Raw genomic sequence first — 19,267 nt, 5'->3', positions numbered from 1 at the left:
TTCACCAACCTAACCCACTCTTAAATCATCAAGTTTTTTCTTTTTAAACCAGATGTCAGCTTCAACTTCATTGAGCACCACAGAACATTGAACTTTTTTTGAACCAATAAACAAAATCCCTTTACCTGCTTGTTTACTTTTTTCAGCTTCTCGAACTGTAAGAATAGATTTTTCTTTTTCAGAAAATGAATGTGCAAGTTCCTTTTCTAGGAAGGCAATTTCACTTTCTATCATTGGTAAATACATTCTTTGTACTGACTGATTGATAACGGCTTCACCGTAATTTCGTTTATCATCCTTCGCAGATAAAAAGTCTTTGATTGATTGAGTGGCAGTAGATACACCAACATTGAAAGAACGCAATACTTTCAACATAAAATATAATTGTTGCATAGCTAATGGAATTTTAGGGTCAGCAATTACGTGACATTCATCAAATACTACTTGCATATCTTCACCATTTCCATTGATTGCTGTATAAGTAATGTGAGACATTATGTTGTAGTACAAAATTCGTTGAACTTTCTCGTTATTTTGGAAGGCTAAAGAATCATAAGTTACTAAACTGTTATCAACGTTTACATTTGTACTACCGTTGAATACATTTCTGTAAATTCCAGTAATATAAATTTGAATAGCTACATGAAAATCATGAATGTACTTATATCTTTCATCATTTCTTTTTTTCAATTCTTCTAAAAGAGAGTTGAAGTCACTTAAAATAGGATAATCATCATAAGTCAGTTTTGAAAAATCAGTATCAGCAGAAATCCCCTTCTTTGAATACGTTTCTTCAATCACTCCACTAATCACATTTTCTTCCACATCCGTCATCGTAGGATACATCAGTTTGAACATAACTAAAAGAGAAGGAATTTTATCATAAATAGGATTTTGACTATTTACATATTCATCACCTTCAACAATATATTTCTTTTTAGGGAGGTCAAAGGGGTTTAATCTACTTCCACCTTCCATACTAAATTTAATCCATTCCCCACCTAAATCTTTAAAATTTTGACCAAATTCACCTTTTGGATCATTAACTTGTATTTTTTCACCGTCTCGCCACTTTTTAATAATGTCAGAAAAAATAGCAGTAGATTTCCCAACACCTGAAATACCTATATAAACTTTATGTTTATTTAGTAATTTTCTATCATCAACAAGAATCACGTTTTTTGTTTTTTGATTAATTCCAATAAACATTCCTTCTTCGTCAAACATTTCATTTTCATGAAAGGGGAAAAAGTAGCTTACAGCTTCGGAGTTCATAAGCCTATATGTCAATTCTGATACCTTGTTTTGTCCTAGTGGTAGGAATGATTCGTAGGCTTCAAAGGCACGTATAGAAGGTGAATGAGCAGTACCTATCGGTCCGATTAAGGATTTTACTTGTTGTGTTAGCCTATCTAATTCCTTTAGTGAACTACAATTTATATGAACAAGCATGTGAGCCATAAACATAGAATCTGAACCACTTGCTAATTCTCGAATAACCATACTAGCGTCTTCACGTTGTACGTCAGCTTCAACTTTACTAGCTTCATCTAATTTCGGGTCACTTGTTTTGTTGTTTGCTTGTTTAATAGCTTGACCTAATTTCTGTCTTATGTCAGTACTGTTTACTCTTTCAAAATGATAAGTAATGCTTACGTTATTAGAAATTTCACTCAATTCCTGAATATCTTCTTGTGATAATATAGTGGAAAAATCCATAACAAGTAGCGTTCTAGTGAAATTACTTCCTAGTTGAACATAATTTTCCTTTTCAGATATATAATCAGGAGATAAGGCACTCAAAAGGTATTCATCAAATTCTCCAAGTGTACTTTCAAATTCTTCTTCTTCTTGTTTTCTTTTTTTGGCAGAAGGTAAAAAATCGAAAAATCCCATTAGATAATCAATCCTTTAATTTATTTTTTCACGTAATTGTCTTTGTAACACTTCAATTAAGTTTTTAGCTGTTTTCTCACCAACACTAATACTAGAACGATTGCTTGCTCTATCCAAAATATGTTCACCTATAGAAACTGCATTATCATAATCAGTACATGTATACATAAGTTTAGTAAGTTCATCATTGTTTAATTGTTTAATTGTCAAAGATGTATAATCAAATGTCATACTTTCAATCTTTGTCATAAGTAATTTTGATTGTTGGTCTAGTTCATCTAATGCTCTTTCTCGATCACTACCAATATTTTTACTAATTGTTATATATCTTTTCCTAGTTACCAAATCTCGAGATTTTTGGATTTCCTCAATGTGTTTTCGATATCCTTGATTAAGTAATATTTTTGCTAAATTTTCTTCATCTTTTTGTTTATTCAATACAATTTGTAAATGTCTAGAAAGATTAATAGGTTGGGCTATTTGTGAAAACTGTATACTCTTTATGAAATTTATTGTAGTCATGAATACTTTAAAACTATCTAAAGCAGACCGTTTTTCTGTTTTATTAGCTAAAGATAAGTTAACACTAGAAACTTCAAAAACTCGTACAAATCTTTTATCTGTTGTTTCATAGCAATCTGCAAAGGTAGCTTTTATACCGATTTTCCTACGAGCATCTTGTTTATCTGCCATATTTAATGCCCCTTTACGATAATAAAATTCTTTTTCTCTCTTTTTAAAATAATACTTCCAAAGTATCTTATATTTTAGGTAAGATATTTCTTTTCTAACAGGATGTTTCATCATTTGGAATGTAATTATAGCCACAGAAGGGATAGAAGAAATTATGAAAGTATATTGATTTAATAGTCCAATTGAATAGAAGATATAAATAAATAAACTGGATAGGGCAAGAAATGGTGAAAAAATCGCCAAATCTATAAATGCAACCCTACCCATTAAATAACGTTTGGAATCAATTGGTACTGGAAGTTGTACTTTCAATTCATTTCTTAGTTGTTCCTTCCGTTCAAGGGCTAGATTTCTTAACATATCAATCCCTACTTTCTACGAAAAAGAACCTAATAATCATATAAAATTATAAATAGCATAAGGATTCATGAATACCAGTAAACCAATTGATCCCATGCCAAATAAAATTATGACACACCATTTCTAACATAAGTTACAATAACTTTTGCTAATACAGAAACAGCAGCAGCCGCACCTGTCCAGAACATACCTTTTTGGAATCTAGGCACATGTTCTTCACTTCCACGCCATACCATTAAAGCACAGAAAAGGAATCCGAGTCCAAATACTGTTATGCTTGTTGATGCAATGTCTCCAAATAAAGCATTTAAAAATGATCTTATACCAACGAAAGGATTACTCATATCTTCACCTCCCCTCAAGGATAAAATTGGATATTTGTTTCTATTAATCATTATAAATCTTTTGTAGATAAATGACAACTATTTTTAGATAAAAACCTTATCATATCAATCATTAAACGTACTTATACACTGCAACATTTGACTACTATAAACTCAAAAGGCTATCCGAGAGACAAGGCTCGGGTAGTATTTTTTTGTCCTGCGGAACGCTATGCTCAAAAAAATCTCCACCCTTTCCTCCTTGTCTATCGAATTTTGGCAGGTGTGGCATAATCGCCAAGCCGACAAACACCCAATACGAGGATTTAAGGATAGTCGGCTAGCTTTCCCTATTGTACCTGCCAAATCGCCCTCACAGACGCACCAGAAGCCTTCTCATAAGTCATTAACTAGTTACGCTATTAAGACCATGGGGTTTAGCCCCCATACGACTAGCCATCCTCCAATCCCCAATACAAAGGTTAATTAATTTTCAATCCAGTCATAATTAACAGTAGAATATGGTGAATAATTTTCTCTGTCTGCAATTTCCTCATCAGTAGGATATCGTTTCTCATATAGAGTAAATCTATTTATAAAAGAAGTAATTTCTTGTTCTTCTTTTTGTTTTTTTGCTATTTTATTTAATTCAATTTCCTTGTCAATGATATCTCTTGAAGGCTCATGTTTTAAAATACCATTAACGAAGAAATACCCAAATTCTGTTATTTCAGTTTGATTCTTTTTAATCCAGTTATGTATTCTTCTAGCTTGATTTTTTAATTGGGATTTAGTGAAACTTTCAATCTTGTATTTTTTCATATTATTAATTATGTCACTAATAATATATTCGGAATAATTTAGTTCATTTTTAAGAAAATTAATAACAAAAGGATTAACAATTATATTTTTATTATTTTCTTCTTCTTCTTCAATTGTATATAGATTTATAGAATCCTGTTTTTGTAATGTTTCTATCGAAGAAGAAGATTGATAGATATTCTCTGTTATATTCTTTGTTGTATTCTTTGTTGTATTCTCTGTTAAAGAATAGATTGATTCGTGCGTTTTCATTTGTTCGTTTCGTGCGTTTTCATTCGTACGATTCGCACTCTCGATTTGTACAGTTTGTTCTTTTCCATTTGCACGAATCGCTCGATTCGAAATGGCGGAATCGTGCGAATCCATATTTACCAATGGATTTGATTGTATTTCTTCTTGAAGGTAAGAATCAAAATCATCATAATCATGATCTAAGTTATTCTCGTAACTTTGTAGAACCTCATTTAATTTCATTAGAAACACAGGGATATTTAATCTAATATGTGTTGTAGGTGTGCCATTAAATTTAAATCTCTTTTTAACTACTATCTCTTTTTCAACAAGTTTCTTGATAGCTGTTTCATAATTTCTTCTCGAAAACCTTATTTCTTCATGCCAATCCTCAACTTTTTTTGCAATCCAAAAATGACCATCTTTTTTCACTCGTAATTTGGATTTTCCTTCTTTATTGGGAAGATACCAATATACTATTTGTGAAAGTAGAACCCCACTCATAAAATCATCTGAAATGTCTATGTATGTCTTTTTTACATCTATAGTATCTTTGGTGGTTTGTTCCCAATTTATAAATGACTTCCAATTATTAAACATAAAAAAACCTCCGATATTTTTATACCTGTCCTTAAAAGTCCATAAAAAGGTAATTAAATAAAGAGGTTTTAGTATTGAAAGTATAGTTTAATATGTGCTATTATAAGGTTAACTAAATAACACAAAATTGCTTATACAAACTAGCACTAAAACCCTTCTTTTGGAGTTTTAAATGATGTGAATGGTTGGTCGCCTTTCATCGTTTAAAACTATTGGACAGGGTTTTTATTTTTTTATAAGGGCTAATTTTATTTACAGAATATTTACTCAACGTAGGTATATTGTAATAGTAAAATATGTCTAGGAATATAATGCCTTAATTGGTTTCCATTATATCATAAACTGTCGAAAATGGAAGTATAGTATTTTGAATTCGAGGAATATCAAGCGAGTAAGTTGTTGACATTAATCGACAAACTGTAATATTACTGAAACATTAAAGGGCAGGATATCCTGCCCTTTTTATTTGATTTAAAAACTATCAGGATCAAGACCTCCGAAATCAAAGTCCTTCAATTCTGAATCAGGGCTTTTATTTTCCTTTTTATTGGTATTTGGATTATTCTCGTGGGGATTTAGTACTTCTTTCTTTCCTTCAGATAGTTCTTTTGGAATAGGTTTATTATCACTAATAATTGCTTTTTCTTGGATGTTAGGAACAATATCTTTCCCTTCAAAGTATAATTTTTCTGTATGAAGCTTCCCTGCTATTTTGTGATCCGTAACATCAACATAACCGAATCTATCTATTACATGTTCAATGAGAGATAAAATACTTTTAGTATAATTGTCCTGATTATTAATCCATTCAGAAATTTTCTCTTTCTTTTCATCTTTGTTATTTTTGAAATTTATATAAAGGGTTTCTTTTATTTTTTTTTCTGACATAGTAATATTCTCCTTTACTTATGAAACAAGGGGAAGCGATGCTTCCCTTATGCCTTTGTTATTCTTTACAAAATAGTTGTTGCGCTAAATAAAATGTTCCACGACTATTCATACTAGTTGCGTACTCCTCTGGTATCCAAACAACTCTTGCTCTTACTTGAGAAGTAAAATCAATTAAATCCTCGTACATATCTTTTTTAAATACAATAGAACCTCCACCATGTACAAAGAAATACTCAGCAGTAGAAGCAGTGTATTCTACAAATGCTTGTTGAATATGTTCGTTAATTTTATAGCCTTGGATATAAGTAGCTTCTGTCATTTTTTCTCTTGCTACTTTTGATTTTTCGGTATCACCAGTTAGTAACTCAATGAAATGTTGCCTTGTAATATCACCTATTAACCCTCCAAGTTCATTTCTGTATAATTTAATAGCTTCATTGGTAGCATGTCCGACACCAACTCGGACACCATAGCTGCCATTTGGTACTGGATTAAATCCTTGTGTAAATATAATCTCGCTTGTTCCATCACCAATATCCGAATGTAAAGACCTAGCCTTAGCAAAATCTATAGGTTTTGCATTTTCATTATAAGTATCATTGTAGTTGCTTAAAATATCATTTTCGCTTTTTAGAAATGCCAACATTGCTGTTTTTCCTTCTTCTGTACATTTGCAATGTGTAACATTCACATTCACAACAACTGAATTAGATCCAACGAAAACTTTAATATTATGTTCTCCAAGAAAACGGTCTTCTAAAAACTTAGCGCTATCTTTTGTGTATTCACTTGAAGGAATAGCTGTAGCCATCTTCACATTAAGTGTTAGGGTTTTAGGTAACGTTTCTTTTGTTTCGTAGTGCTTTTGAATCGCTACTCCTGCAAGCAAAGATAAACTTGTAATGATGGGAATATCTTGTTTAACTTTATTACCAAGTGTAATGTTCATATTTTTAATGTTTCTTGGTGTATCTAGAGCTTTTCTTCCAACAAAATATATTCCATCTTTCTTTAAAGCATCACTGAAAATATGTACTGCTAAGTTATCTAATAAATTTGTAACTAACGTTTTTTCATCAGAATCATTTGTTTCAGGTTTAGAAAGTAATTGTGATACAACCGAAGGTTGACGGACTAAATTTAATTTTTCATTCCCCATAAAAGCTACTTCTGTTTTTGCATTTCCGATATCAATTCCACAACATAAATTCATTTTATTCACCTCATAAATTTTTATTTTCTTATTAATTTTCTTAATTTGTTTTCTTACTCTTATTATATCAAAAATATATCTAAAGTCAATCATTTTGATATATTTTTGATATATTTATGATATAAACTTACACGAAGTTGACATTTTAGATATATTTTATATATCAATTTTATATCTGTTTTATATCAAGGTTCGATTTCTATCAGATTTTTGATATATTTATTATATCATTTTGATATATGATAACGATATGGGATAAAAATAATAAAATCTATGCATATAATGGAATAAACGAGGGTAAAACCTACCAAAATTTTAAGGAAAGATGATATAATTTTATTTAGAAATAAATAAAAAAAGAGATGAAAGGATGTAAAGAATGCATAATCAAGATACAGCAAAAGATGATGTTATGGAAGCGATTTTTGAACTCTTAAAAAAGACACAAGAATACTTAAATAAAAAAATAAATTCATTCTCAAAAGATGAAAATTTAATTGAAGGTGAAAAGGAAGAAGTTAATCATAATTCGAATGTAAATAAGATTGAAAGGTTTCAAAGTGCAATGAAGAATATTCTAGAAAGTGATGCGAGTGATAATGTTAAAAAACTGGCTCAAACGTTTCATGACCATCCAAAAGATTCAATGAAAATGCTACAATCAATAATTTCAGAACAAGCAATACAACAAACAAAAGAACTAACTGAAATGACTTCCGAAACGAGCAAGATGCTTAAATCAATAAAGGAGGATATTGATATGAGCAAACCTAATGCAATGGATCAATTAGCAATTATCAATCGATTAGAAAAAGAAGAAAATAAAAAAGAAAAACTAGCTAATTCAATTTTAAATGAATTGAAACCATTAGAAAAAGAATATGAAAAAGAAACGTTAATTAAGGAAGAAATAGATTTTGAAGAAAGAGAAATGTAAGTTCAAATATAAATTTAATAAGTCTAGGACATTAAGACAGTGTCCTAGACTTATTTTTGTTTTTAGATATATCAAAGTAAAAGATATGGGGGAGAATAGAGATAGATATTATTCTTTATTGGGGTAATTATTCTTAAATTCTTTTGGCTTATTACCAATTATAAAAGGAGAAAACATTTTAAAAAGTTTTTCTCTTTCATCTATTGTTAAGTTACTTATTTCAAAATATTTCTCTGCTAATGCACCAGTTTCAATTAATCTTCTTGCTCGTTCTTTTCTATAATTTTGTTTATTTTTATACTCAATTTCCTTTTTTAAATTTTCTTTTTTGGTTTTTAATAAATTAATCTTTTTGTTTATATCATTAAGGTTATTATCTTTGCTCGTATCTTTCTTCATTATTTAAAACCTCGCTATGAGTATCGCTACTACCGTTAGAAAGTAATACTTCATTTTTAAATTTATCAATTAAAGATTTAAGTACTTCATCATCTTCACATTCCCATTGAGTAACAACATATTTTCCAACGTCTGTATAAAGTCGATCTTGTACTTCTTTCTTTTTTTGTTCTAATTCCCTAATTTGTTCATCTAAACTTTTGATTTTTTCTATTTTTGTTTTTCTAGCCATTTTACTACTCCTTTTTTTTCGAAATTTCTCTTTCTATATTGTTATATTATATTAAATTATATAACTTGTTAGTTGGTAAATCAAGTGGTAAAATAGAGTCATGAGTGGAACGAGTGCCCATCTATGCACCCTAAAGTGTGCTCATGGGTCTAATCTCCGATTAGATAAATAATGCTATCGCATTGAACCCGCAGGGGCAATTAAAACAGAGGAAGGAGAATGAGATTATGGGTATCTATTATTTTGATGCGAAGTTTGTTTCTAAAGCAAAGCAATCAGCAGTTGCAAAAGCTTCTTATGTAAGTAATGATGCTTTATATTCCGAAAGGGATGAAGAAACAAAGAAATTCAGAGAACGTGTAGTGAAACCTGAATCTTTTATTATTGCTCCTTCTCATGCTCCTGAATGGGTTTATAATCGTGAGTCACTTTGGAATGAAGCAGAGAAAGTAGAAAAACAATACAATGCTCAAGTGCAAAGGGAGGTTGTTGTTGCTTTACCAATTGAAATTTCAAATCAAGAACAAACAAATTTGTTAAGGGAATTTGTTCAAGAGAACTTTGTATCTGATGGTATGGTTGCAGATGTAAATATACATAGAGATCAGGAACATAATCCCCATGCTCACATTCTATTAACAGTAAGACCATTTAAGGAAAATGGAGAATGGTTCGATACTAAAACGAAGAAAGAATATATTTATGATGAAAATGGAAATCCAGTTCTTAATGATAAGGGTAAACAAAAGACAAGAAATGTAGATTTAACTGGTTGGAATAATAAAAATAAACTATTGTTATGGCGTAAAAATTACGCAGAGAAAGTCAATGAGTATTATAAAATAAATGGAATTTCTCAATCAGTTTCTCATTTATCATATGAAGAACAAGGTAAAGAAATTAAAGCGAAACAAAGACTAACAAGGAGTGAATTTTATGTAGAAAAGAAAGAGAAGGAAAACGCAAAAAAGAATAATTATGAATATAAACCAGTGACGAATTTTGGTAGGTTAAATAGTGAAATTGAAGTATATAATGAAAAAATAATTAAACTTCAAAATGAAATAGAACAATTAGAGAAATATAAAGAAAATGCAAATACTTTTAATATCAATAAGTTTAAAGATATAAGAAATAATTTTGTGTGGAATGATAGTAATTTTAAAGCTGTTAGTTTTGTGAAAGAAAGACAAAAAGTTAAATTTGTTAATTATGACGTTTCCCTAAAAGCAATGGATAGTATGAAATATTGGAAACAAAATATTGATAAAAAGCTAAGAAGTTTCGAAAGAGAAGAAAAAGCATTAACTAGTGTAAAGAGTATGTATCAGGATAATAAAGATGGTATTGCTCGTTATGGTTTTATTACTAATAATTTTGTTAAAGATTTCAATGAAAGAATGAGTTTACTTAATGAAAAATATGAAAGTTTAACAAAAGAAGTAAAGTCGTATAAGGAATCTTATAAATTGGTGAAAATATCTCATGAGATGCAGAAACAATTACTTGATAAAGAGTTTGAGTTTTTGTATCCAAATTATAAGGAGATACATGATATTGATTCGTTTGAAATTAATGAAATTAAGAATAAGTATGTAGAAGAATTTAAGAAAAATGATCAAGTCGTTAGCTCGATTCCAGAACTAGAATCATATGAGATTTTCACTACAAATGAAGAACAAGATTTTAGAAATGATGTTTGGGATATAGTTGCTGATTATCGTAATCAATCAAAAGTGAATTTTTCACTTCCTAAAAAACTAGATAAGCTAGAACAAGATTATCTAAATGCTATTAAAAGTAGTTCATTGGATATTCAAGAAGAACGAAACGATGTGTATAAAAAAGCTATACTTTACTTGTCAACCAAAAATGAAATTAAACATGCTACGAAGGTTTTTGAAGAAACAAAGAATAAAATGTTTAAAGCATTAATTGAGATTTATGGTAAAGATCAACAAGCAACTATTGAAAAAATCCCAGATAAGATAAAAGTTAAATTATTAGAACGTTTCCTTTCAGAGCGTTCCGTTAATGAATTAAGCGAGGATTTAAAACTTGTAAAGAAACAGCAGTTGAAAGATATGGATAAATCAAATGATAAAGCTAAATGGGAACCTGAATCACAAAGTCGCGATAACTCAATAGGTGGTATTCTAACGGAACTCATTGATACAGCAAAACAGAATGAAGGTAATTATGATGATTTAGAAAATAAAAGAAAGCGAGCAAAACGAAGAATGAAAAAACTAACTAAAGAAGAAATTTTAGATATGGAATAAGGGTGTGGTGGTATGGCTAATAAGAAAGAAAAAAGTCGTCTTGTTGATGGGATTATAGGTATCGTATTTTCCCTAGTTGTTGCATATTTAGGTGTTTCAGCATTAAGAATGTTACTTGATAGTGATGGAACTTTTATTGAGAATATATTATCTCCAAATGAAAGCATTGAATGGCTTTTAAATAGCGAAATATACATTATGGTTGTTATTCTTGCAATTACCTTTGGAACGTTTGTTTTATTTATGAATGGTTCTTCTAAGAAGGACTCGGGGTATAAAGATGCAAGTGAACATGGTGCTTATGGTAACGCTGCGTTTTCTTATGCGGAAGATTTAAGAGAAGTTGGTTTTATAGCCGAAAAGAAAGAAAGTAAATTCAGTGAGAAAGACCCGTTAATTACATTGCAAGCATCAGAAGGAATTATATTAGGAAGACAAGAAAATCAATTAGTAATAATACCTCCTGATTCAAAACTAGATAATAGGAATGTATATGTTGTTGGTTCATCAGGTTCAGCAAAAGGACAAGCATTTGTTATTAACAACATTCTTAATGCAAAATCAGATACAATTGTTGTTACTGACCCTAAAGGGGAATTACATAAATTAACATCTGATATAAAAAAAGATCAAGGATTTAAAGTTTATCAAATAGATTTTTTAAATCTAAAAGGTGATCGTTATAATCCGTTAGATTATGTGAAAAATGATTTTGATGCTATTAAACTAGCTACTACAATATCAGTCAACTCGGCAAAAGATGTAAAACAAGATTTTTTCTTTAACACAGCAAAAGATTTACTTACTGGTTTAATTATTTATGTGTCTAAGGAAAAGGACAGATATATAAAACCAAGTATTTCAAGAGAAGTAAAAGGATTATTCAACAAAATATCGGAAGATGAAGAGTTTTTAAAGAAACTAAGTAATGAAATAGGTGTTGAACACCCTTCTTATCAATATTTCAAAGATGCATCAGTCGCCACAGGTAATACAAGAACTTCTATACTACAGTCATTTGCACAGCAAACTGGTATATTCTCTTTAGGTGATGTCGCACAATTAACGAGTGATAGTGATTTTAGTTTTTTTGACTTACAAGAGCAAAAAAGTATTTTGTATGTGAAAGTACCGATTAAACTTAATCCTGTTCCTGCCTTAACAGCATTATTTTTCGATCAATTATTCGATACGTTATATTGGATTGGTGACCAAAACGATTCTAAATTGCACATTCCTACAATATTCATGTTAGATGAATTTGCTAACCTTGGAAAAATTAATGGTTATGATAATATCCTTTCTACATGTAGGGGATATGAAATGAGTTTAATAACAATTGTTCAGGACTTTGCTCAAATGGAACAATTGTATTCGAAAGAGATAGCAAGAACCATTGTAAGTAACCATGACACTACATTGTTCTTACGAACAAAAGACCAAGAAACAGCCAAGTACTTTGAGACTTTAGCAGGGAATACAACAATCAAGTTTAAGACAAAAGGTACTAGTGGAAGTGGTGGTTTCATGGATATTCTATTAGGTGGTAATTCGTCTAGTTCTCGATCAACTAATGAACAAATAGTTGGTAAACCGTTAATATCACAAGATAAATTATTAAATATGAGTCCAACTGATAAGTGTTATGTATTCATGACAGGTCATGTAATTGAATTGAAGAAGGCTTACCAATGGCTTATTTATAAAGATTTTATTACGAAACAAGATGGAAAAACACCAACTGGTAAACCAAAGTTTATATATAATTACCCAAACAATAGAGAAGCTTATATTAAAAAATTCGGTTTGAAACCATTAATTGAGGAATCTGAGAATCTAAGCAAAAATGATAATGAAGTAAAAATTGAAAAAGAAAAAATTATTCCATCGGTACTAAAAGAACCAACTACTGTAACGAGTGGTAATAGCAAAGAAGAAGCATTAAAAAACATTGTTGATACATTTTTTAGTTCCATTGAAACAGAAAAGAATGAAGTTAAAACAAAGAATGACACGTTAGAAGAATCTATAAAGAATAATGAAGATGAAAAAGATTCTATAAATAGCACATTAGAAGGAATTGAGAGTTCTAATGAAAGTGATCCAGAAGATTTATTCATTCTTCAACAAATTTCTCAAATTAAACCGATAATCAAGACTACCGATGAATTAGTAGATAGTTTAGAAAGCAAAAGAGACTTGTTTAAACAATTAGATTTATCAGATGATGAACCAAAACAAATTAAGGAAAAAGTCGAGGAAGATGATTTTGAAGATGAATTACCTTTAGGATAAATAGGAGGACTTTATAATAATGAAACCAGTAATATTAGCAGAAAAACCACCACAGGCAAGAACTTATGCAGAAGCCTTAACACCAAACAAGAGCCATAAAGGTTATATAGAAATTTTTCCTAATTCAATTTTTCCGAATGGTGCTTACCTTACTTGGGCAATAGGTCATTTAGTAGGTTTAGCAGAACCTAAAGATTATGATATTAAATGGGAAAAGTGGGATATCTCCACAATGCCTATTAAGCCTAAAAATTTCCAATATGTAGTTTCTAAAGGTAAACAGGAACAATTTAAAATTGTTAAATCATTGTTAAAAGATGCAAGTGAAATAATTCTAGCTACTGATGCTGATAGAGAAGGAGAGAATATAGCAAGGTCTATTATTAAACTAGCTAAGGTAGAAAATAAGCCGTTAAAAAGACTCTGGATAAACTCTTTAGCAATCCCCAAAATTCAACAGGGATTTAAAGAATTAAAAGATGCCAAAGATTTCTATCTATCGTATATAGAAGCACAAACGAGACAACAAGGTGATTGGTTAGTAGGTATGAATGCCTCAAGGTTATATACACTTCTTTTACAATCGAAAGGTATCAAGCATTCTTTTTCTGTAGGTAGGGTACAAACACCTACGTTATATATGATTTATGAGAGAGAAAAAGAAATGGAAAATTTCAAACCAAAATCGTTTTATGAACTTGAAGGTGATGTTCACCATAAAAAAGGACAATTCAAAGTAAAAGCCAACGTTAAAGTAGATAAAAAAGAAGATGCTATAGAAATATTGACAAAGAATAATATTTTGCTTGATTCTTCTTTTGATACGAAAGTTAGCAATGTTGAACAGTCAGTTGAAACAGAATCATCACCAAGGTTATATACACTATCATCAATACAACCAAAAGCGAATAAATTATGGAAATACAGCCCTTCTAAAGTATTAGAAATTGTACAACAACTATATGAAAAAAAGCTTGTCACATATCCACGAACTGATACACCGTATATTACAGATGAAGAGTTTAAATATTTACTATCGCATGTTGAAGAATATCAAAGAGTAATAAATCAAACATTTGAAATAAAAAATAGGGAAGCCCAAACAAGATATGTTAACTCTAAAAAGGTACAGGAACATTATGCAATAATTCCTACAGAGAAAATACCAACAGAAGATGAAGTGAATAAACTTACATCAGAAGAAAAAAATATATACTTTGAAATTGTTAGAAATACATTAGCTATGTTTCATGGTAAATATGAATATAGTAAGACAATAATCGAGATAAAAAACAATGGACTAGTATTCATGACTACTGGTAAAATAGAGATATCAAAAGGGTGGAAAGAGTTATATCCTTCTGATAAACATGAAAAAAATGAAGAAAGCTTACCATTAGTCAGTGTGAATGATGTAGTTAAACTAAAGGTGGATATAAAGGAGGGAAAGACAAAGAAACCAAAACGATATACAGAAGGGGATTTAATTCCCATGATGAAAAACTGCGGTAATAAATTAGATAGTGAAGATCAAGATATCTTAAAAGAAAGTGAAGGAATTGGTACAGAAGCAACACGAGCGAATATTATAGAGACATTAAAAAAACAAGAATATATTGAAGTTAAGAAAAATCTTGTCTATGTAACAGGAAAAGGAACAATTCTATGTGATGTGGTTGAAGGTTCACTTTTAAGTAGTCCATCAATGACAGCAAAATGGGAAACCTTTCTAAAACAAATAGGTAAAGGTGAAAGAAAACAATCTAGTTTCTTACAAGGTATAGAAAAGTTAATAGATAAAATGATGGAGGAAATTCCTATGAAGATAAGTTCCTCAAACCTCCAACAAACTATTGAAAAACAGGAAACCGAGAATTATTTAGGTAAATGCCCAACTTGTCAAAAAGGGAATATTATCGATAAAGGTAAGTTTTATGGTTGTAATGGATATAAGGAAGGTTGCAAGCAAACTTTTCCTAAAACCCTGCTTGAGAAGAATATTACTGAAACTCAAATGAAAAAGCTATTGAGTAAAGGGAGAACTGATACGATTAAAGGGTTTTCAGGGAAAAAATCATTTAATTCATATCTTACTTTAGAAGTTGTAAAAGAAACTAATATAAATAAATTTAAATTTAACCTTGTTAAATAGGGAGGAAATTAAATGGATTTAACGGCTGAACAGGAAAAAAAGAGAGATAGTTTTTTTAGAATGTTGAATAGAATTGAACTCAATCAAAAAGCAATTGATCCAGATGAAAATGACCTTATGAAAGCTACCTATCGAATAGATGAGCCATACTCTATTGTGTTTACTAATAGAAAGGATACAAGAATGTATGAAGCTACTTATAAAGGTGGGGAACTAATAAAGTTAATTCCAAGAAATGAGGAACTTTTTCAAGATATCAATGAAGGTTATAAAGATAATTTAGCTGAACCAGATTTAACTAATATCATTAGTATTAGTAATCCAGTAAAGAATTTAGAACAGTCAATAGTTCAACAGGCTTTTCAGCCAATTCCTTATTCAATAGCTGAACTTAAAAATGATTTAAAGTTTAGCAGCGATTCTTTAAGTGATTTCAAAGCAATAGAAAAATTACAACATAGATTAGATGAATCTATCCAACGTGAAGAATCATTGTATCAAACCTTAGACGAATATATCGAAAGAACAAACGATATAGAAAATAATCCTGTCGTTAGAGAAATGAATCAAGAAGATATCCTATTAAAAATTGATGAATATAAGCATATGCAGGAAGGGGTGATAAGTAGATTAAATGAATTGGAAAGATTACATGAAACAACAAATGTTCTTTCAAGTATCAAATTCAATGAATTGAGACAAGAAGATCGATTGAATGAATTATATCCTGATAATCCACTTGTTCATTCTCTACAAATGATGGATAAAGAAATACCATTTATTAAAGGGTTTGAACAAGCGTTTAAGGAAGAATCAAAAACAAAAGGATTAAACCATACATTGGGTTTAGCTATGAATCATCAGATTTCAGAGCCTAATGAACAAGTGAAAATGCATCTTACAAATTATAAAAACATCCAAGAATATATTAACGAACCTTACTCGAACTTATCTAAAGAATTGCATAATCAATTACAAGAACTCTCATATGATTCTATGGATAAAGCAATAAATGTAGTTAATAGACAATTTGCTAATAACCATGAACATATAAAGGCTAATATTAAGCTTGTGAGAAATGAAGATAAAACAGTGGATACTCAAAGGGAGTATAACAACTTATTTAACCTATTAAAACCTGTAACACAATTGAATGAAAAAGAAATTAATCTTTTCACGATAAATGAGATTTCTTCTGAATATAGTACAAAAGTATCTGAATACTGGCATCAAGAAACCTTAACGAAGATTAATGATTATATTTCAAAAGAGATAGAAATTGATGATAAACAGATTAATTTGATAGAAGCTGATAAAGGTATTAGTATACTTGCTTTAAAAGGTGACAAAAGAACAAATTCTCAAGATATAGAACTAGAAGAACATTTAACTACTATATATAAAGCTATAGATGGTTTAGAAAAAAAATCTGATGAATTACAGCCAAATGTTGATGAAGTAAGGCAGATGATTTCGTATTTAAAAGTAAATTACGAAAATATTGTAGATCGACATTTGTCTGTTGAAAACAAAAGCAAAATTATTGAAAAAGCATATTCTTTGAATAATGAAAAAGGTATTGAGTATGAACAACTTGTAAATAAGATTGCTGAACTTGAAGGGAAATTAAAAGAATCAAAATTGGATGAAAAAGAACCAAAAAAAGCATTTGAATTATTATCTGAAACAGTAAAACAAAACTATAAGAAAGAAATGAATAAGTTACACGAACAAGTTGAAAGATTAAGTCAACATGTTACTGATATTAAGGAAAACTTCAAAAAATTCACTTATGGAAAAGTTGAATCGGTCTATAAGGTTGCTTTCAATGCAATAGATAAATTAGATAAAAAACTAATTAATATGAAAACAGAAATTGAAAAAGATATACAAGCAGTACATGATAAAACTCAGCCTAAAGAACAAATAAAACAACCTGTCGAGATAGAAAGGTAAGGGAGGAATAAAAATGTATTTGAATAAAAGTGAAATAGTAGGCTCTGATAAGCCAATCTTTTTTAATAAAGAGGAAGGTCAATTTACTTATGATGAATTGATTTATGCAGACGAAGACCCTAATACTTATCAACATGTAGGGTTCGTTACTCTTTATATTGGTGATAAACAAATGTTTGAAAAGATTTATCAAAAGGGGGAATAATTAATGGCTAAAACATTGACAGTTGATGATGTGAATAAAACATTAGAAAAGAGTCTATCAGATGTTTTTTCTAATGATAGATTTCAGGATTTATTAAATGTAATGGCTAATGTTAAAAATTATTCTTTAAATAATACTCTTTTAATTATGGCACAACGACCTACAGCAACAATGGTGATGGGGTATAAAGATTGGAAGAAACTTGGTAGGAATGTGCAGTTAGGGGAAAAAGGAATACGGATTCTTGCCCCATCTATAAAAAAAGTTGAAATGGAAAAAATTGATCCAAAAACACAAAAACCTGTAATCGATAAGGATGGTAAAACAGCCACAGAAAAAAAGGATATGCTGACAGGGTATTTTACAGTTAGTGTTTTTGATGTAGAACAGACAGAAGGAAAAGAAATACCACAAGTAAGAGATTTTATTAGTTCAAATATGCAGGAAGACTCTTATATTAGTAAGTTGTATGAAGACTATAAAACCTTTTTAAAAGATACTAAAAATATGTCAATTGATGAACAACCAACAGATAAAGGGGTAGGTGGATACTTTAACCGTTCTACTGATGAAATTGTAATAAGTACTACTGAAAATAATAATAATACCGAAAAATTCAAAGTGTTAATTCATGAGTATGCCCATTCGCAACTGCATCACAAAAATTCTGAAATGAAAAACCTTCCAAGAGAACATAAAGAAGCACAAGCTGAATCAGTTGCATATGTAGTAAGTAAATATTATGGGCTAGATACCGAAGAATTTTCAACAGGATATATAGCAACATGGAGTAAAGATATGAAATTAGCTAAGATATCTTTACAAGAAATACAAGATGTTGCTAATAAGGTTATTGATGATATAGATCGGCTTCAAAAAGACCAAATTAAAAACTTTTATAAAGACCAAACCAAAGAGTATGAAGAAGCTAAGAAACATTTAATTGAATATCATGGCATTGATGATAAAGCTTTTGATCCTCAAAATAAAGCTGAAACTAGACTACAGTTAATCAATAAAGATAATGGTTTTATTTTATCAGGGAAACTAGAATATAATCAAAAGACAGAAACATTTTACTTCCGAACGAATCGCAACTTAATTGAACCTTTATCAGAACTATCTAAAGGTGGCAAATTAGCCGTTTTGAATGTAGAGAAGGAATTAGGTCATTTAAAAGAAATCAAAGCTTATAGTCGTATACCAGAGCATTACGAGGTGAAGAAGATTAGAAACGGCCCTTATGTTGTCCAGTCAGCAAATGGTCAAGATGTAATCTCAAAAGGCTTCGAAAAGAAAGAGGATGCAAAAGAGTTTAAAAATCGTTCCTCAATTGCTCAAGCCCTCCACCAAAGTACAATGCTTAAATATGAAAAAAATAATAAAGAACTGGAAAACGACCTTCAAGAAGTTACAACAGAAATTGAAAATCAGATTAATAAATCAGTAGGAGAATACTTATCTGTAAATAGTGGAAAACATATTCGCCCGATTGGTTTAGGAGGAACAACGATAGGATGGACATTACTTAAAAACCCATCATTGAAAAATATTGAGCAATTAAAAGAGTTTGCGGAAAAAAATAAAAATGTACCATCTTATACAAAACTTCAAGATGCAATTGTTCATATTGAAGACCAAAAAGATAAAAAACAAGAAAATAAAAAAGCCAATACAGAACATGAAAGAGTAATAGAAAGATAATGCGTTATGAATAGGGTTTATAGTCAATCTATACAGTGCAGCTGTAAGTTTTTATCACAAAAAAAGGCTATCCGAG

At 29.9% G+C, this 19,267-nt stretch carries 15 protein-coding genes; 7 read left to right on the top strand and 8 right to left on the bottom strand.

The window, feature by feature from the left end:
* Positions 1-9: 9 nt before the first annotated feature.
* From MKX83_RS24015 to MKX83_RS23990, 6 genes are all read right to left on the bottom strand, one after another.
* Positions 10-1,896: a VirB4 family type IV secretion system protein gene (locus MKX83_RS24015; RefSeq protein ID WP_341060329.1), complete on the bottom strand. Its 1,887-nt coding sequence runs from the start codon at positions 1,894-1,896 to the stop codon at positions 10-12.
* Positions 1,897-1,911: 15 nt separating this feature from the next.
* Positions 1,912-2,949 carry a hypothetical protein gene (locus MKX83_RS24010; protein ID WP_341060328.1) on the bottom strand — a complete coding sequence of 346 codons (1,038 nt, stop codon included), beginning with the start codon at positions 2,947-2,949 and terminating at the stop codon, positions 1,912-1,914.
* A 107-nt stretch (positions 2,950-3,056) separates the two neighbouring features.
* The gene (locus MKX83_RS24005; protein WP_341060327.1) at positions 3,057-3,293 is read right to left on the bottom strand and encodes a hypothetical protein; all 237 of its coding nucleotides are present in this window, start codon (positions 3,291-3,293) and stop codon (positions 3,057-3,059) included.
* Between the two features lie 465 nt (positions 3,294-3,758).
* On the bottom strand, positions 3,759-4,925 hold the full coding sequence (locus MKX83_RS24000) for a hypothetical protein (RefSeq protein WP_341060326.1): 1,167 nt from the start codon (positions 4,923-4,925) through the stop codon (positions 3,759-3,761).
* A 471-nt stretch (positions 4,926-5,396) separates the two neighbouring features.
* Positions 5,397-5,813, bottom strand: coding sequence for a hypothetical protein (locus MKX83_RS23995; protein ID WP_341060325.1), 417 nt, complete (start codon positions 5,811-5,813; stop codon positions 5,397-5,399).
* A gap of 58 nt (positions 5,814-5,871) precedes the next feature.
* Positions 5,872-7,122, bottom strand: a complete 1,251-nt coding sequence (locus MKX83_RS23990) for a ParM/StbA family protein (RefSeq protein WP_341060324.1) — start codon at positions 7,120-7,122, stop codon at positions 5,872-5,874.
* A gap of 286 nt (positions 7,123-7,408) precedes the next feature.
* On the opposite strand from MKX83_RS23990, the gene MKX83_RS23985 reads away from it, so the two are divergent.
* Entirely contained in the window at positions 7,409-7,966 is a 558-nt protein-coding gene (locus MKX83_RS23985; RefSeq protein WP_341060323.1) for a hypothetical protein, read from the top strand.
* 108 nt (positions 7,967-8,074) lie between these two features.
* Here MKX83_RS23985 and MKX83_RS23980 read toward each other — a convergent pair whose 3' ends face one another.
* Positions 8,075-8,365: a hypothetical protein gene (locus MKX83_RS23980; RefSeq protein ID WP_341060322.1), complete on the bottom strand. Its 291-nt coding sequence runs from the start codon at positions 8,363-8,365 to the stop codon at positions 8,075-8,077.
* Positions 8,340-8,597, bottom strand: coding sequence for a hypothetical protein (locus MKX83_RS23975; protein ID WP_341060321.1), 258 nt, complete (start codon positions 8,595-8,597; stop codon positions 8,340-8,342). The genes MKX83_RS23980 and MKX83_RS23975 overlap by 26 nt, the downstream gene beginning before the upstream one ends.
* Positions 8,598-8,824: 227 nt before the next feature.
* On the opposite strand from MKX83_RS23975, the gene MKX83_RS23970 reads away from it, so the two are divergent.
* Genes MKX83_RS23970 through MKX83_RS23945 form a run of 6 tightly spaced genes read left to right on the top strand, consistent with a single transcriptional unit; the run spans position 8,825 to position 19,191 of the window.
* Positions 8,825-10,879: a MobA/MobL family protein gene (locus tag MKX83_RS23970; RefSeq protein ID WP_341060320.1), complete on the top strand. Its 2,055-nt coding sequence runs from the start codon at positions 8,825-8,827 to the stop codon at positions 10,877-10,879.
* Positions 10,880-10,891: 12 nt separating this feature from the next.
* Positions 10,892-13,174 carry a VirD4-like conjugal transfer protein, CD1115 family gene (locus tag MKX83_RS23965; RefSeq protein WP_341060319.1) on the top strand — a complete coding sequence of 761 codons (2,283 nt, stop codon included), beginning with the start codon at positions 10,892-10,894 and terminating at the stop codon, positions 13,172-13,174.
* A 19-nt stretch (positions 13,175-13,193) separates the two neighbouring features.
* Positions 13,194-15,326, top strand: coding sequence for a type IA DNA topoisomerase (locus tag MKX83_RS23960; RefSeq protein ID WP_341060318.1), 2,133 nt, complete (start codon positions 13,194-13,196; stop codon positions 15,324-15,326).
* 12 nt (positions 15,327-15,338) lie between these two features.
* Positions 15,339-17,282: a hypothetical protein gene (locus MKX83_RS23955; RefSeq protein ID WP_341060317.1), complete on the top strand. Its 1,944-nt coding sequence runs from the start codon at positions 15,339-15,341 to the stop codon at positions 17,280-17,282.
* A gap of 13 nt (positions 17,283-17,295) precedes the next feature.
* Entirely contained in the window at positions 17,296-17,487 is a 192-nt protein-coding gene (locus MKX83_RS23950) for a hypothetical protein (RefSeq protein ID WP_341060316.1), read from the top strand.
* A gap of 3 nt (positions 17,488-17,490) precedes the next feature.
* The gene (locus MKX83_RS23945; protein ID WP_341060315.1) at positions 17,491-19,191 is read left to right on the top strand and encodes an ArdC family protein; all 1,701 of its coding nucleotides are present in this window, start codon (positions 17,491-17,493) and stop codon (positions 19,189-19,191) included.
* Positions 19,192-19,267: the final 76 nt, after the last annotated feature.

The sequence above is a fragment of the Cytobacillus sp. FSL M8-0252 genome, assembly GCF_038007345.1.
In the GTDB taxonomy this organism is placed as follows: Bacteria; Bacillota; Bacilli; order Bacillales; family Cytobacillaceae; genus Cytobacillus; species Cytobacillus kochii.
Note: the sequence above shows the minus strand (reverse complement) of the source record. Positions and strands in the feature narration are given on the sequence as shown.

Bases quoted from the DNA above. Each gene is read 5' to 3' on its own strand.
- MKX83_RS24015 (WP_341060329.1), bottom strand. From the start codon at position 1,896: ATGGGATTTTTCGATTTTTTACCTTCTGCCAAAAAAAGAAAACAAGAA.
- MKX83_RS24010 (WP_341060328.1), bottom strand. From the start codon at position 2,949: ATGTTAAGAAATCTAGCCCTTGAACGGAAGGAACAACTAAGAAATGAA.
- MKX83_RS24005 (WP_341060327.1), bottom strand. From the start codon at position 3,293: ATGAGTAATCCTTTCGTTGGTATAAGATCATTTTTAAATGCTTTATTT.
- MKX83_RS24000 (WP_341060326.1), bottom strand. From the start codon at position 4,925: ATGTTTAATAATTGGAAGTCATTTATAAATTGGGAACAAACCACCAAA.
- MKX83_RS23995 (WP_341060325.1), bottom strand. From the start codon at position 5,813: ATGTCAGAAAAAAAAATAAAAGAAACCCTTTATATAAATTTCAAAAAT.
- MKX83_RS23990 (WP_341060324.1), bottom strand. From the start codon at position 7,122: ATGATTGACTTTAGATATATTTTTGATATAATAAGAGTAAGAAAACAA.
- MKX83_RS23985 (WP_341060323.1), top strand. From the start codon at position 7,409: ATGCATAATCAAGATACAGCAAAAGATGATGTTATGGAAGCGATTTTT.
- MKX83_RS23980 (WP_341060322.1), bottom strand. From the start codon at position 8,365: ATGAAGAAAGATACGAGCAAAGATAATAACCTTAATGATATAAACAAA.
- MKX83_RS23975 (WP_341060321.1), bottom strand. From the start codon at position 8,597: ATGGCTAGAAAAACAAAAATAGAAAAAATCAAAAGTTTAGATGAACAA.
- MKX83_RS23970 (WP_341060320.1), top strand. From the start codon at position 8,825: ATGGGTATCTATTATTTTGATGCGAAGTTTGTTTCTAAAGCAAAGCAA.
- MKX83_RS23965 (WP_341060319.1), top strand. From the start codon at position 10,892: ATGGCTAATAAGAAAGAAAAAAGTCGTCTTGTTGATGGGATTATAGGT.
- MKX83_RS23960 (WP_341060318.1), top strand. From the start codon at position 13,194: ATGAAACCAGTAATATTAGCAGAAAAACCACCACAGGCAAGAACTTAT.
- MKX83_RS23955 (WP_341060317.1), top strand. From the start codon at position 15,339: ATGGATTTAACGGCTGAACAGGAAAAAAAGAGAGATAGTTTTTTTAGA.
- MKX83_RS23950 (WP_341060316.1), top strand. From the start codon at position 17,296: ATGTATTTGAATAAAAGTGAAATAGTAGGCTCTGATAAGCCAATCTTT.
- MKX83_RS23945 (WP_341060315.1), top strand. From the start codon at position 17,491: ATGGCTAAAACATTGACAGTTGATGATGTGAATAAAACATTAGAAAAG.